Here is a 15,210-nt window from a genome sequence, read left to right on the forward strand (position 1 = left end):
TTCGTTCAAGACTTATAGTTGTTAATTTACTAATGACGATTTAGAATCTTTTAAAGATTGATATACACCTTTTACATCTTGTGAAGCTTCTTTAGATAAAATTAGATCAGCATCTTTTGTATTTACAAAAATACAATTTTTCAATCCTACAAAAGCGGTAAATTTATCGGAGCCTATAACCATATTTCCATCTGCATCTATAGGATACCCTGATTCTACAAAATAATCGTAAACAGCCTCAAAGCTTCCCATATCACTCCATTCAAAATCGGCGTTTACCACTTTAATAAGTTCGCTACGCTCCATTACGGCATAATCTACACTTATGGAAGGAATCTCCATGGATAATTCTTCATCTAATCTACCTTCTTCCGACTTTTCGAGAGCTTCCTTCGATGCTTTATAGACTTTTGATTCATATTTTTCCAATTCTGAAAGAAAAACGCCTGCCTTAAAACAAAACATCCCACTATTCCAGAGAAAATTACCTTTATGTAAAAAATCCTTTGCAGTTTCTAAATTAGGCTTCTCCCGAAAAGACACTACATTTTGTCCCTCACTTTCTATATAACCATATCCGGTTTCTGGTCTTGTTGGTGTAACCCCAAAAGTCACAATATTACCTTCTTGGGCCAATTTTATTGCTTTTGAAACTGCATGATCATAATTTCTATCGGCTTTAATAATATGATCTGCCGGAGTCACCACTAATATATCCTCTGGTTTTACCTGAAAAGCCGCAAAAGCAATCGCCGGTGCCGTATTCCTTGGAGTAGCCTCAACAATTTCATAATAGCTATTTATTCCAAGTTTCTTTAAACTACTTATAGACAAACTCCTGTTATCTTTATTTCCTACTACAATTAATCCATCAGAAAACTTCTGATTTCTTTTTATCGCAAGTTCAAATAAAGAATCATTCTTAAAAATCTCTAAATATTGTTTAGGTTGTGATTTTCTGGAAAGTGGCCATAAACGGCTACCTACACCTCCGGTAAGAATCACATGATAAGTCGCACTCATAGATTGTTTAATTAGTTTGCTTTAAAGATAAAATTTTCCACGGCTCCGCCACAGGAGTCACATATAAAAATTCCCACGATCTGATTTTCAGCTCTTTAAAAAAAAAGAAAAAAGATCCCGCATTGTTTATACCAACGACCTAGATCTTCTTAAATTTTTAATTATTTTCTCATAAAATTGAACGCCAAATCTATTTATTTACAGCACACTAACCTATAAATAAATGTTAATTTAGCCAAGATAAATTTAAGGTTTTGTTACTATTATCTTAATTACAAAAAACAATTCACTTTAATAGTAATCCTGTAATTACAATGGTTCTATTTTTTATAATTAGTAATTTTCAGAAGCATAAACTTCATTTAGTTTAGCCTCTAGTAGTATTCCCAGAGTAGGTAGTACCAGTTTGCATTTTCTTTTTCCTATTTTCTGCACCACCGCTTCCCTATCTTTAAAAGGTCCTTTTTTAATAACAAGACGATCTCCTGGTTTTAAATGAACTAGTTGTATATCCTCTACGGCGTCCTCATTAATCCACTCTTTAATAATATCGATTTCACTATCCTGCACTATCGCAGGTTTGCCCAGCCAGAATAAATAATTATTCACCCAAGGCACATCAAACACTATTGCACGATCTTTTTCTTCAAGCCTAACAAACAGATAAGAGGGAAATAACGGAACTGTAAACTTTTTTTTACGGTCACTCCATTGCCGTATTTCATTCTTAACAGGACAAAAAACCTCTACCCCAATTTTCTCCAGACGTTTGGCTGTTTTAATCTCTGATTTTGGTTTTGTATAAATCACATACCAAGGCATAGCAATAACTATTAACTATTCAAAACTAAACTGGGGCAAGAAATCAAAAAAAACGAATCTGTGGGTTTTCTAAAAATTTTTAGTTTATCAGAATTTTGAAGGTGTAAATATAAATGTTTTCATCCGATTTTGTGCTCACATGGGAATTAATTACGAACATTTACAGATATGCATAAACCACATCAAAACTACAGCGTTATAGTTAAAAAGTCTTCAGCAATCGACCGCATTTTTTACGAAACATGATAATAATCATAATTTAAACTGACCTATTGGGGGACATTTGTACCAAACAAAAACAATAAAGCCATGAAAACAAAATCCCTCAATTATTATGCAGTATTCGCCCTACTAGCTTTTCTTTTTATAGGAGCATCAGTAAACAGTCAGAACCTAAAACCAATTAAAACTGAAATCCTTGTCGAAGGCACTTCCAACATTCATGATTGGGAAATGACCTCAGAAAAAGCTGTTGCAAACGTAGAAACCAACAGCGGAAATGTTTCAAAGATTTCAGTTGAAATTCCTGTAAAATCACTAGAAAGTGGTAAAGGCGGGATGGACAAAAATGCTTACAAAGCCCTTAATGAAGATGATTATCCAACTGTAAAGTTTTCTTCAACTGAAGTAAGTGCAAGTAAAATAACAGGAAAACTTACTATAAATGGTAAAACAAAAACAGTTGCCATTCCTGTAAGTACTAAAAAAGCGAGTCAGGGTGTAGAAATTTCTGGAAAACACACCATCAATATGACAGACTTTGGCATTGAACCTCCAACAGCGCTAATGGGTACTATCAAAACAGGTGAAGAAGTTACCATAAACTTCAATTTTCAAGTAAACCAATAATCAACAACATAATTTTATTAACATGAGAACTATATTTAAAATTTCCGCTATTGCAGCTTTCCTTTTCATTGGACTAAACATGGAAGCTCAAAACAACAGAAGTCTTGACAACTATCGCGAGCCTGATAGAAATGGTATAAATGTTTTTGAAGCACCAAAAGACACTATATCTTCTTTTGATGGCTTAGACGTTAGAATTGGTGGTGCTTTGGCCTTACAGTTCCAAGCTTTAGATAACGAAAATGCTAATTTAGAAGGCTATCAAATACAAGGAATTGGTGAAAACTTTAACTTACCTACTGCCAACTTCGATATAGACGTAGCACTTTACGATGGGATCAGAATGCACCTTCGTACCTACCTATCTTCTAGAAACCACAACAACCCTTATGTAAAAGGTGGGTATTTATTAGTTGATAAATTAAACTTCGTGCACGAAGGCTTTTTAGAAGACTTTATGAAATACACGACTATTAAAATAGGTCATATGGAAAACAACTATGGTGATGCTCACTTCCGTAGATCTGATAACGCACAAGCCATTTATAACCCATTTGTTGGTAACTTAATCATGGATGCATTCACTACAGAAATTGGAGCTGAACTATACTACCGTCGTAATGGATTTATAGGAATGGTAGGTTTTACAAACGGTAAATTAAACCAATCTGTATCAGAAAATGATTATGGTAAAACCGGAGGCGCTTCATTTTTAGCTAAACTAGGATATGACAAACAAATTAATAATGATTTAAGAGTACGCCTTACTGGTTCTATGTATAACACTGGCTATATTCCTAACACTTATTTATACAGCGCAGATAGAGCAGGTGCCAGATATTATAATGTAATGCAAGCCTTAGGTAGTGAAAGTGACGATTTTAGAGCTTCAAGATACGACCCTAAATTATCTAACGAAATCACTGCCATTATGATTAACCCTTTCGTAAAATATAGAGGTCTTGAATTCTTTGGAACAATTGAAACAGCTACAGGTAAAGGTAGTGCTGAAGTTGATGACAGAACCACTAACCAATATGCAGGTGAGTTAATTTACAGATTTGGACTTGATGAAAATATTTATATCGGTGCTCGTTACAACGTAGTTGACGCTGAAGACATTTCTGGACAAGATGTAAACATCAACAGATTCCAAGCTGCAGCAGGATGGTTTATGACCAAAAACATCTTACTAAAAGCTGAATATGTAGTTCAAAATTATGATGACTTTAGCCAAACAAGCATTTTAAATGAAGGCAAATTCAACGGTGCAACAGTTGAAGCAGTGATTAGCTTTTAAATAAATTCAGATTCAATTAGGAGAGCGATTTTGTCGCTCTCCTTTATTTTTCTTATTTCGAATGAAAGTTTCATTTAAATCCCCTTACAATGAAAACTATAGCATTTTTTATATTCGCTTTATTTACAAGCACCATAATCTTTTCCCAAAATCTGGAACAAAAAACACTACTGATTTCTAAAAAATCACAGCTAAAAATTAGTGGAGACACCAATATCAATAGTTTCACCTGTGTTTTTAATCCGCAAGAATTGCCGGAAAAACTCATAACAAAATTTGAAAGGAACCAACAAAAGTTTATTTTCAAAAACACTTCTTTAAAACTTAATGCGAAAGCATTTGATTGCGGCAGCCGACCAATAAACCGAGATTTTGAAGCACTAATTAAATCTGAAGAATACCCGTTCATTTCTTTAGACCTGAAAGAACTTAAATTCTTAACTCATCATTCCGCTTTAATCACATTAAATATTGAAATTGCCGGAATTGAAAAACCTTATCAAGTTCCCGTAAAAATTGATGACTTAAAATCAAATTATACAGGGATAATTCATCTAAATATTGACGACTTTAAACTGGAACCTCCTAAAAAAGTCTTTGGCTTGATAAAAGTAAAAAAGGAAATACAAATTGCCTTCGATCTTTATTTTAATGAATAAATCTGAGATATTTTTAAATTTAACAGAAAACACTCAACTACCCTTTTCAACCCTATAGTCGCTATATAAAATTCACTATTTAGTCTACAACTGATCTTTATGGTGTGATATCAAGAGATCAATTTAGTTTTAGCTAAAATCCGATAGATAAGCTCTAAGTTTATTCTAAAAGTTTTTATAAAACTTTGTTTCATTGCTCAATACTTATTTGCTCACAATATTTATTGAGGTGGTTCAACCCAACTTTTTTTATATTTATTTAGCAGTCCCCCTTTCTCTAGACTGTTTCTATTGCATATTTTTTCTTATATAAATAGCCCATCTTCAAATAGAAAAATATTCCACTTCTCAACAGGAAACACCACATTAAGCAAACTTCTATTAAATTTTAACTATAAAACTATAAATTAAACAAGTCTATTAGAAAAATTGACAAGTTTTCCTATTTAAATATATCTTATATTTGCTAAACACTTGACCTAAATAATCCTAGCGGATTCTTACTATAAGGTTCACCATTCTTAACTAAAAATATTCACAATTATGTATGAAGGTAAGTATGGCACCTATTGGATTTATGATAATATTCTGCATGTACGTTATAAGGACCATACTATCATTGATCTAAAAATTGCCAAAAAAATAGTTAGTGATCGTATTTTATTTCAACAGAACAAAGAATACCCCGTTTTCTGTGACGTCTCAGGTGTCATTGGATCCACTTCACTTGCCAGGTATTATCTGGCCACCCAAGGAGATACTCTTATAAAAGCTGTAGCTTTCTATGGGACCTCTCCGATTTCCATAAGCTTAACACAATTCTATATCGAGAACCTTATTCATAGAAAGCCAATAGCTTTCTTTACTAATGAGTATCAAACACTTAAATTTTTACAACCATATATCTTAAAAAAGTAAAACATAAATTATGAAAATATGGAACGTGAATTTAATAGGGAGAATTTACGTGGCATTTATCGCTTATTGACAGAGATAGCAAAAGGAAACTTTCCTTATGAAATTAGGCGAAGCCGTTATAAAGATGAACTTGAAGGGTTGACTACCTATATTAATCAGACTGGTCAAGAACTTAATCGCTCCAGGAAGCAGTTTTTGTGGATCAACCGCTATAATGAAGCCATAAGAATTCGAACAGCGAATTTCCTTTTAGATAATCGACTTCATATTCAAAGAATAAGTTATGATACTCCAAAAAATGAATTGGTAGAGACCAATGATTTTATAGGTATACCATTTAAGGAATTACTAGCTAAACCTTCCAGAAAAAATTGGCTTGAAAAAATAAAATCTTTAGAAAAATCTGAGCACATCTCTTTTTATACCCTCTTGGAGTATCAATTTGACAAACTACTGAATATCCACTTAGATACCATCGTCTCAAAATTTGATAAGGAATATATTGTTACCTCATTTTTACTGCAAATCACAGAAAACCAATACGATCTTCAAAAGAAAACCAGGTTAAAAACCTATACCAGATGGGATCAGCAATTATTTCATAATATTCAGATTTACATACATCATCATCTGGAAGAGCCTTTATTGAGCATAGAAGACCTGGCCCAAAAATTTAATACGAATGTTCATAAGATAACTAAGGGTTTTAAAGATATATTCGGATACACTCCGTTTCAGTATCATGCCAGGCAACGCATTGAAAAATGTAAACTATTAATCAAATATAGTGACTTTAGTCTGACGGAAATTTCAATAAAAATGGGTTATGGATCATATCCCGATTTTTCAAAACGTTTTAAAAATATAACAAAATTATCTCCTAAACAGTATCGAGATATTGTTCGCAATTCATAAAGAATAGGTCTATTTATAGGAAATTGACAAGTTAACTCCTGCTTTGATTAAGTATTATTATGCAATTTTATTCTACTGAAAATCAAATAATAGTAATAATCATGGAAAGAGCGCTAAAAACAAAACTTGAATTCATAATCCGGTTTCTTTTCATTGTATTGTTTTTATATGCTGCTGTAAGCAAGCTTATTGATTATGGAAAGTTTTACAATGATCTTTTAAATAGTCCCATTTTTGGGTATTCCATTATTGCTCGATTTGTTTCCATTGTAATACCAGTGGTAGAAATAGGCATTTCAGGATTGCTTATCAGTGGTAAATACTTAAGAAAAGGATGGTACCTGGTGTTTTTACTGATGTTTCTTTTTAGCATTTACATAGGTGGCATACTTGTTTTTAGTGAAAACCTACCATGTTCCTGCGGAGGTATTATAAGTGAATTAAGTTGGAAAGAGCATTTAATTTTCAATGTAAGTCTTACCCTCTTAAGTGGTCTTGGAATATATCTTAACACAAATGATGAATATAAAAATATTGTTGCGCGACGATGCAGGGGAAGCCGAAAACCTGAGAGGATAGAGTAGGCATGAATTTAAACTCAAAAATTATGAAATCTTCAAAAATTTTAATGCCAGTAATGGCAATCGCAATGGCCGTTGGTCTTGCTTTTTCAACAAAAGCTAATGAGCAACAGTCTAATGGATGGATAGAGCAAAATGGTACAGCGGTTCAACTATCAGAGGATCCTTGTAATTCTCAAACATCTGAGCCTTGCCAGGTAAGATTTTCTGATGATCTTGGTACGGTCTATCAAGTGTTTATGGATGAAGGATTGACCCAGGAAAAGGACGGAGGATCACAAATACCCTATACTATTGAAAGATAATCTATAGGTGTTATCCTTTAAGAGGCTGCTTTTAAGGCAGCCTCTATTTTTATTTGTTTTGAATTTTATTTGTGAATATCCAGGAATTATAACTATTTAAATAGTCATTGGCAATCTTACGCAGGTCGCTAACATTTAATTTATTTATATATTCTTGAGATTGTGCTATGGATACTAAAGGAATTTTATGTCTATAGCTATTATAAAGTCGATTCATATCGGATTTATTTGAGGGTTCAAATCTATTAGACCATCCAGGCAAATACATGCTGCTTTTTACCAGTTTCAAAAAGCTTTCATTTTGTAACTCATTTTTGAGTTCTTTTATGATTTTTTGGCAATATTTCAATACTTGCTGGTAGTCCTTACTATCACATTGAAGGTTGATTTGAATGTCCCTGGTCCCGGTGTCATAATTAATAGATTGTGTAGCGGCATAAAAATATACACCCAGCTGTGCTTTAAAACGAAGTTCATTTAAACGATGAAAAATAGCTGTTTTTATTAATTCCGTATGAATCTCTTCTTCAAATGTTCTGGAATCCAGGCTTGTTCTATAATCAATCGTCAAAAATCTATTCTTTACCCGATAAGGAGAATTAGGCGTTACAGTATCCTTTTCAGTAAAAGCAACTGAATTTAATAAAGTGTCATTCTTATCCAGAGCTTGTAAGCTGCTATCTTCTTTATTCAATTCTATACTTCCCAGGTATCGACTTAACAACGGGATAATTTCTTTTTTTACAAAATTCCCTGTGATTATGACCGTGAAATTACTGGGATTATTATGTAACTCTCTATACAAAGAGAAAGATTTATGATACTTAATTTTTTTACTTTGCTCGTAACGTTTTTCACCACGAGGAAGTCCAGACATATCTAATTTTTGTTTTACAAAATCATTAAAATCTATTTGAGGATTAGGAGCTCTAGTAAAACTTTCCAGTTCTTTATATTTCCAATATTCAAATGCTTTTGCATCATACCTTGGTTTTGTAAAGGATAAATAAATCAACGCTAAGAAGCGTTCTAAATCTTCAGCTACCACCTCATTTTCGAATCCAGTTTCATATTTGTTTATGTAATCGTTATAACCCGATAGAATACTGGTGTTTTGCAGAAAGTTCCTTATTTCGAAATAGGAATGCTCCGCCAAACCACTATATTTAATGATTTGTGGAGAAAAATCAGCCTGAATTTCTTCTTCTTTAAATTGACTGCTACCAAATTGGCTAAAGCCCCTGATCATAATTTTATCTTTATGATTTCCAGATATACAGGAGTTACTTTTCAAAACTACTTTAAGTCCATTCTCAAAAGTGATGATATCCTCATTTATGGAACCAAATTGATGATCGATAATTTTCGCTTCTTCAGGAATTTTTTTTAAAAGCTGATTGGGTTTATCAATTGGTTCCGGGATAAAGGCTTTTGATAAACCTTCTTTTATCCAATTATTTACTTGCGCCCTCGAATATTCACTCTCACTAGTATTGAATGGAACGATAATAGCTATGTCATCGGGATACCAGCTATAATTTTTCAATACGGTATTTAATGTTGAGATGGTCAGTTTTGCAAGCAGTTTTTCGCGGAGTTTTTTATTCTCCATTCCAGCATTTGGATGATCAATTTTTTGATCGTAAAAATTTAACCAGTCTCTTGACGAACTATATAGTTTATTTTCAGTCCCCTCATTTATGTAATTTTCAATTAATCTATATTCATCCGCCGTTATCTCTTGTTCTTTGAAAGACTGAAGAACACCAAAAACTTTGCCTATACTTTTCTTAGGATTTTCCAGTAGATTGATTTCTAAAAATGAGGCTGGATATGGCATATTATCTTGAAAATATGCACTGAACTTAGATTCATAATTATGTTTTAATTTCTGTAATCTTGAATTAATGATGATTTTTAAAATTTCTTTCAGGAATGGATATTCTGAACTGTCAAATCCTTTAAACCGATTACTATTATCCCTGTAGTAAAATTGAAAAACAGTTTGAAGCTTTGCTGTATCATACTGATTTTTGGTAATAAAATATGACTCGCTTTGTAATATATCTTTTGAACAATCTTTAAGGGAATTTATTTCTCTTTTTGGTTTTGGGATAGCCGCAAATTTCTGTTTAATTTTTTCACGTACTTCTTCGATATTTTCAAAATTTCCGGTAATAATTAAAGTTGCAAGATCCGGTTGGTACCATTGCCTGTAAAAACGTTTTAAAGCCTGATTGGAACCTTTTAATATAAAATCCTCGTAGTGATCAGGATCAGGATATGTGGATGTACACCCAAATAAGGTTTCCTCAATTTTAAGGTATGGATATCTTCTCGAGCTATTACCAAAAAAATATTCCTGATAAATGGCTTTTCGCTCTAAAGCAATCTGATGCTCATTAAATATAACATTACCTGAAATAATATCAGAATATATGCTTAAAATGGTATCGAGACCACGTGTGTTATTGGCAGGATAGTCAAAAATATAGCGTGTTCTATATCCTCCGGTATTTGCTACGTAATTTGTTTTTTTTACACCTAAATCTATATATAATTGATCATTATTGGATATGTTCGGAAAATGAAAAAGATAATTGAAAGCTATATGCTCCAATAAATGAGCATTGTTGAATTGATCTTCTTCCTCCATTGCTGATCCGGCTTTGATAACAAGACTTAAAAAATTTCTTTTTTCGTCATTTATAGGTTTAATAATATACTTTAAACCGTTTGCAAGGCTATCAATAATCACTCCTTCTTGATCATTTGAGTTTTTCAATGGAACATCCTGACAGTATAATTTGCTGACATTGAATACAATTAATAGAAGTATTATTTTATGTATTTGCATATAATTATTCATTTAATATCCTGGATTTTGATTAAGATTAGGATTTCTTTCCCGTTCACTATCTGGAATAGGAAATAACCAGGATCTGGGGGTGCTGAATTCGGAATTGTTTTTTTCACTAAGCTCCTCAAGCATTTCAAATCGTACTAAATCGAACCAACGATGTCCCCATTCACTAAAGAGTTCTTTTCTACGTTCATTAATTACCAATTGCAGGATGAGGTCTTGATTGTGTGAATCCTCTGTATTTGAAATTGGACTAATCCCTGATCGCTCTCTTATCGTATTAATATCTTCAATAGCCTGCGCGAATTTTGATAACATGGTTCTGGCTTCTGCCCTTATTAGATATTGCTCGGCAAAACGCATAACCATGGAATATTCAGTGATCTCTCCAGAATTTTCATATTGAATTTTATATTTATAAGGATAAAATAGCGTGTCTTCGTTTTGAATAATGTAATCCACCCAATTTTCTAATCGTAGATCAGTAGGATCGTAGCTTTCCAAAAAGTTTTTTGATAATGCTACTGGAGTACTGGTAGTTGGTGTTTTAATTAAAGCGTTACCATCGCGGGTATGTGTGAAACTTGTTCCCCATCCAATAGGTGAAATCTGCCAAATAGCTTCCTCACTATCTGCAAGGAATACCATGTCGAAATCTGATAACAAAGTGTATTGGTCACTTGCCTGAATCACAAATGAACTATAGTCTTCTGCTGCCTGGTAATTTTCTAAAAATAAATGAACTCTGGCGAGTAAAGCATAACAAGCATAAGTATTGGGAACGGTACGGTCATTATCGGTATACCTATCAGATAACAATTCGCTCGCAGTTTCAAGATCCAGAATGATTTGATTATAAATTTCCTGACGATCTGTTTCACTAGCAAGTGCATTTGATTGATAGTCGGTGGTCAAAATCAATGGGACTTCATCGTAAAGGTTTAAAAGGTGGAAATAAGTGAAGGCACGAACGAATCTTGAAACCCCTTCAATTTTATTTACAAGTGCCGTTGATAAATCAGAATTATCCCTAACGCCTTCCAGTAATGCATTTGATTGATATATCGCATTATAGGCTCCACTCCATAAGCTAAGGTTGTTATTGTTATTTACAGGGATGTTATTATAATAGAAGCTTATTAGCTCTTGCGAGTTCGAGTATAGATCATAATTATCTGCTGATAAACCTCCCAGAAAACTCACGGATTGATAAGATCCATTGGCAAAGCTTATATTGAATAACTGGTTCAGCATTCCTCTTAGAGCTCTATCTGCCGATTCATCATTGTTATAAACATTCTGAGTGGTTAGAAAGTAATCAGGAGTTTCTACTTCCACAAAATCTTCACAGGACCAGATCAGAAAGCAGCCGATGACAATGATACATTTTGAAATATTTGATATAATTTTCATGAGTTATAAAATTTAAAAGGTTAAGGATAATCCTGCTGAAATCGTTCTTAATGGAGGAAGATTTCGGCTACCGGGGGACTGGGGATCAAGACCTTTGTAATTTGTAATTGTAAAGAGATTTTGTCCCTGTACAAATAATTGGATATCTGGTAATGACTGAGATGAAAATAGTTTTTCGGGAATTTTATAACTTAGATCCACCGTTTTCATTCGTAAAAAACTAGCATCAGAAATCCAGAGATCACTTCTAACGACATTTTCATAAGCTAATAATGCATCAATAGATTGTGAGGGCGCTTGCACACCATCATTCACCGGCAGCCCATTAACATATTGTCCATTGTCAATGAGATAACCAAAAAAGCCTGGAGTATTTATATAAAACTCATTCCCTTTATGCTTTACAAATTCCATCAATAAGCTTAAAGAGAAGTTTTTATAACTTAGTTGATTATAAAGACCTCCAAAGTAGACTCTCCCCAAATCTTCATTGATAACTTGATCCTGATAATCATAGCGACCATCATCATTAGCATCTTCAATTTGGTATAATCCTGTTTCAGTATCTAAACCGTTAAAGTGATATACCTTTTGAATGCTTAGTGGTTCACCAACTTCAAAAGCTCTTGCATAAGAACTTTGTTCAATGTCTTCAAATGCTATCAATTCGTTTTTTGGAATGCTAAGATTGATTGAACTACGCCAATTGAAGTTTTTATTCTTTATAATATCCGCAGAGAGTTCCAATTCCCAACCCTGATTTTGAACAGTGGCAGGTAAGTTGGCTTCAACACTTGTAAATCCAGTGATTGATGGTAATGTGTACCCTACTAATTGATTTGAAGAACGGTTGCGGTACCAGCTAAGATTTAAGTTCGTTTTGTTCCTAAATAAGCCCAGCTCCAAGGCAAACTCTAGTTTTTTGGTAGACTCCCATGAAAAGTTTGAGTTGGCTAATTGAGTGGGATATAAGCCGCCGGGACCGGGTGTTGCCCGGTAGGCATCCAGATATCTATAATCTCCAATTTGATCATTTCCTGTAATCCCATAACTTCCTCGAAGTTTTCCAAAGCTTATAAAATCAAGATTGTCCTCTAAAAACTTACTGGAACTAAAAATCCAGGCGGCACCTATTGCACCAAAATTAGCAAATCGATTTTTTGGACTAAATCGAGATGATCCATCTCTTCTTCCAGTGAGGTTCAAATACAATCTTTTATCAAAATTATATCCTATTCTGGCGAAAATCGCATGGTATTTATAAATTAAACTTTGATCTGCAGTAGAAACTACGGCATCTGCAGCATTTAGATTTCCAATGAGCTGAACATTTGCATATCCGATTCCATTAAATCCCAGTCTGCTATCTTCGCTATGCTGAAAAGTTGTTCCCAACAACAGGTCAAATTGATTTTTTTTAAATGTTTTGGTATAGTTTATTTGAGGTTCGGCGATCCATGAGATGCGATTATTTATTAATAGACGCGATTGATTGGACACTCTATCCCACATGGCAGGATCATAGATCGTTATAGGAAGCTTAAGATCATCCCGACTATCTAATGTGTTATACCCCAGGTTAGTCTTTAAATAAAATCCCTCAAATAATTTATAACTAAGATTAAGACTACTTATCAGTGTTTTTCCTTCATTTTTACCCGAGCCGTTAAGCGGAGCTAAAGGATTACTCCAAGTCGAATTTTCCCAATTAAGGCTCCCATCCTGGTTGTATATGGCTGGAGCATTAGGAGGCAGACTTAAAGCATTGCCCACGAAGTTTGATGCACTAAAGAGATCATTATCTGTTAAGCCATAATTTATTGTAAGATTAGTTTGAAATCGTTGATTTTTGGAGCGATGATTAAGATTAAGGCTTATATTCTTTTTCTGAAAAGAATAATCTCCAGGGAAGACCATTCCCTGTTTAAAATAAGAAGCTCCAATGTTAAAATTGGTGTATTGGTTTCCGCCTGAATAATTTATATAAGCGTTAAAGGTGGGGGAGTGATGACCGAAGAGTTCTTTTTGCCAATCGGTATACCGCTTCTGATCCCATAGTACTAAATCCTCAGCATTTGCTACAGTTGGTTCAACTCCGTCATTTTCGAATGCCTCTCGCCGGATGGCCAAATATTGAGGAGTGTCTAGCATTTCTAAATAATTGGAAACAGTGCTAACACCACTATAAAAACGGATTAGGAATTTTTCCTGTTGCTGGCTATAATTCTTATTGTTTGTGGTAATTAAAACGACACCATTAGCACCTCTGGATCCATAAATTGCCGTAGCATCGGCATCTTTTAGAACTTCAATACTTTTAATGCTGGATAAATCAATGCCATTTAGCGGGTCGATACCCATACTACTGCTAAAGCGATTGATAGAATTTATTGGAGCTGAATTCACAGGAACTCCATCAATGATATATAGGGGTAAATTACCATTATCATTAAAACCGGTTCTAAGACTATTCTGACCTCGTATACGTATAGTAGGAGCAGCTCCCGGGAGACCGGTTTGCTGTACAATTTCCACCCCGGCCATTCTTCCTTGCAAGGCTGCAATAGGGCTGGTTACCGGTTGTAATTCTATATCTTCACCGGTAACCCTTGCTATATTCCCCGTTCGCTCTCGCTCTGTGGTGTTATAGTAGCCGGCGTTAATAACAACTTCAGATAAGGCATCAGTTGCCGGTTGCATGATTAAATCTCCATTATACCTGGGCGTGAGTTTTTTTTGTAGAGTTTGATAACCTACGTAAGAGTAGACTAGGGTATCACCAATAGATGCACTAATACTGTAATGACCATCCATATTACTCATGGTTCCGGTAGAACTTCCTTTAACATAAACATTAACGCCAGGAAGCGGTACCCCTTCGTGATCGCTAAGAGTTCCGGAAATAATTTGTTGATTTTGGTTGTTTTGGCTATAGACTTTACCAGTCTCTAGCTGAAGAAATATATATAATAGGGGTATTAGTACTGCAATATTGCAGCACTTGTAATTATTTTTCATAATTTCGCTGTGGTTTTGTATTAGTTTTTTAGTTAATCAAGCCAAAAGCCTTCCCTCTGCTTCCAAACATTCGGGAAGGCTCCTTTAGCTTCTAGCCGGTTTCGGCTAATTCAAATGTGTGGTTTTGCTATTTTGTTCTTATAGATTTCATTTTAGATTAAACATTCTTTTACTTACATTTTAATTGTTTTAGGACATACCTCGCCCACCCATCACCACAGCATAGAAATAGGGATTAGCTGTAGCTTCCCTTACCGTAAAAGCCATTTCTTATACGGTAAAAAATAATAATTCTATTCTACAATCATAACTTATTTACAGCAAGCTACGATTAGAAGTTCTAAACTTCCCAAAAAAGATTTAACTGTCGGCGCATTTGCTATTCTTCAATTAATTATGAAGTGTGCGAAGACTTATTGAAGAGTGCTAGCTTACTATAAAATAGGCGTGAGTACTCAACTTATCGATCTGAGGTACTGGTATACCCTGTACACGAATAAGATGAGCTCACGCCGCGGTTCGTGAGCTTATTTACTTATCCTCC

The 15,210-nt window shown here is 34.0% G+C and carries 12 protein-coding genes; 7 read left to right on the forward strand and 5 right to left on the reverse strand.

The genetic code is table 11. From position 1 onward, the window contains the following. Nucleotides 1–21: 21 nt before the first annotated feature. Both AC13DP_RS14670 and AC13DP_RS14675 read right to left on the reverse strand, forming a co-directional pair. The gene (locus AC13DP_RS14670) at nt 22–1,023 is read right to left on the reverse strand and encodes a mannose-1-phosphate guanylyltransferase (protein WP_347407318.1); all 1,002 of its coding nucleotides are present in this window, start codon (nt 1,021–1,023) and stop codon (nt 22–24) included. Nucleotides 1,024–1,356: 333 nt separating this feature from the next. Beyond that, nucleotides 1,357–1,845: a UpxY family transcription antiterminator gene (locus AC13DP_RS14675; RefSeq protein ID WP_347407317.1), complete on the reverse strand. Its 489-nt coding sequence runs from the start codon at nt 1,843–1,845 to the stop codon at nt 1,357–1,359. A gap of 309 nt (nt 1,846–2,154) precedes the next feature. Between AC13DP_RS14675 and AC13DP_RS14680 the strand changes: the two genes are divergently transcribed. The 7 genes from AC13DP_RS14680 to AC13DP_RS14710 all read left to right on the forward strand — a co-directional run bounded on the left by AC13DP_RS14680 (nt 2,155) and on the right by AC13DP_RS14710 (nt 7,372). Beyond that, complete coding sequence (locus AC13DP_RS14680; protein ID WP_483068007.1) at nt 2,155–2,694, forward strand: YceI family protein; 540 nt, start codon at nt 2,155–2,157, stop codon at nt 2,692–2,694. A 22-nt stretch (nt 2,695–2,716) separates the two neighbouring features. Continuing rightward, the gene (locus AC13DP_RS14685) at nt 2,717–3,994 is read left to right on the forward strand and encodes a hypothetical protein (protein ID WP_483068008.1); all 1,278 of its coding nucleotides are present in this window, start codon (nt 2,717–2,719) and stop codon (nt 3,992–3,994) included. 89 nt (nt 3,995–4,083) lie between these two features. Further along, nucleotides 4,084–4,653 carry a YceI family protein gene (locus AC13DP_RS14690; RefSeq protein ID WP_483068009.1) on the forward strand — a complete coding sequence of 190 codons (570 nt, stop codon included), beginning with the start codon at nt 4,084–4,086 and terminating at the stop codon, nt 4,651–4,653. A 543-nt stretch (nt 4,654–5,196) separates the two neighbouring features. Continuing rightward, entirely contained in the window at nt 5,197–5,571 is a 375-nt protein-coding gene (locus tag AC13DP_RS14695; RefSeq protein ID WP_483068010.1) for a DUF7793 family protein, read from the forward strand. A gap of 18 nt (nt 5,572–5,589) precedes the next feature. After that, complete coding sequence (locus tag AC13DP_RS14700) at nt 5,590–6,486, forward strand: helix-turn-helix transcriptional regulator (protein ID WP_483068011.1); 897 nt, start codon at nt 5,590–5,592, stop codon at nt 6,484–6,486. 101 nt (nt 6,487–6,587) lie between these two features. Continuing rightward, a complete protein-coding gene (locus AC13DP_RS14705; protein WP_483068012.1) occupies nt 6,588–7,070 on the forward strand; it encodes a MauE/DoxX family redox-associated membrane protein in 483 nt (160 codons plus the stop codon). Nucleotides 7,071–7,093: 23 nt separating this feature from the next. Beyond that, the gene (locus tag AC13DP_RS14710; protein WP_483068013.1) at nt 7,094–7,372 is read left to right on the forward strand and encodes a DUF6520 family protein; all 279 of its coding nucleotides are present in this window, start codon (nt 7,094–7,096) and stop codon (nt 7,370–7,372) included. Nucleotides 7,373–7,421: 49 nt separating this feature from the next. Here the strand turns inward: AC13DP_RS14710 and AC13DP_RS14715 are convergent, their stop codons facing one another. Genes AC13DP_RS14715 through AC13DP_RS14725 form a run of 3 tightly spaced genes read right to left on the reverse strand, consistent with a single transcriptional unit; the run spans nt 7,422 to nt 14,666 of the window. Next, the gene (locus tag AC13DP_RS14715; RefSeq protein WP_483068014.1) at nt 7,422–10,229 is read right to left on the reverse strand and encodes a M16 family metallopeptidase; all 2,808 of its coding nucleotides are present in this window, start codon (nt 10,227–10,229) and stop codon (nt 7,422–7,424) included. Nucleotides 10,230–10,241: 12 nt separating this feature from the next. Beyond that, nucleotides 10,242–11,648 (reverse strand): RagB/SusD family nutrient uptake outer membrane protein, encoded by a 1,407-nt coding sequence (locus AC13DP_RS14720; RefSeq protein ID WP_483068015.1) that lies wholly within the window; start codon nt 11,646–11,648, stop codon nt 10,242–10,244. A gap of 12 nt (nt 11,649–11,660) precedes the next feature. Beyond that, a complete protein-coding gene (locus AC13DP_RS14725; protein WP_483068016.1) occupies nt 11,661–14,666 on the reverse strand; it encodes a SusC/RagA family TonB-linked outer membrane protein in 3,006 nt (1,001 codons plus the stop codon). Nucleotides 14,667–15,210: the final 544 nt, after the last annotated feature.

This window comes from Zunongwangia sp. L-65 (assembly GCF_056859415.1).

Excerpts from the sequence above, each read along its gene's own strand:
- AC13DP_RS14670 (WP_347407318.1), bottom strand. The coding sequence starts at position 1,023 with ATGAGTGCGACTTATCATGTGATTCTTACCGGAGGTGTAGGTAGCCGT.
- AC13DP_RS14675 (WP_347407317.1), bottom strand. The coding sequence starts at position 1,845 with ATGCCTTGGTATGTGATTTATACAAAACCAAAATCAGAGATTAAAACA.
- AC13DP_RS14680 (WP_483068007.1), top strand. The coding sequence starts at position 2,155 with ATGAAAACAAAATCCCTCAATTATTATGCAGTATTCGCCCTACTAGCT.
- AC13DP_RS14685 (WP_483068008.1), top strand. The coding sequence starts at position 2,717 with ATGAGAACTATATTTAAAATTTCCGCTATTGCAGCTTTCCTTTTCATT.
- AC13DP_RS14690 (WP_483068009.1), top strand. The coding sequence starts at position 4,084 with ATGAAAACTATAGCATTTTTTATATTCGCTTTATTTACAAGCACCATA.
- AC13DP_RS14695 (WP_483068010.1), top strand. The coding sequence starts at position 5,197 with ATGTATGAAGGTAAGTATGGCACCTATTGGATTTATGATAATATTCTG.
- AC13DP_RS14700 (WP_483068011.1), top strand. The coding sequence starts at position 5,590 with ATGGAACGTGAATTTAATAGGGAGAATTTACGTGGCATTTATCGCTTA.
- AC13DP_RS14705 (WP_483068012.1), top strand. The coding sequence starts at position 6,588 with ATGGAAAGAGCGCTAAAAACAAAACTTGAATTCATAATCCGGTTTCTT.
- AC13DP_RS14710 (WP_483068013.1), top strand. The coding sequence starts at position 7,094 with ATGAAATCTTCAAAAATTTTAATGCCAGTAATGGCAATCGCAATGGCC.
- AC13DP_RS14715 (WP_483068014.1), bottom strand. The coding sequence starts at position 10,229 with ATGCAAATACATAAAATAATACTTCTATTAATTGTATTCAATGTCAGC.
- AC13DP_RS14720 (WP_483068015.1), bottom strand. The coding sequence starts at position 11,648 with ATGAAAATTATATCAAATATTTCAAAATGTATCATTGTCATCGGCTGC.
- AC13DP_RS14725 (WP_483068016.1), bottom strand. The coding sequence starts at position 14,666 with ATGAAAAATAATTACAAGTGCTGCAATATTGCAGTACTAATACCCCTA.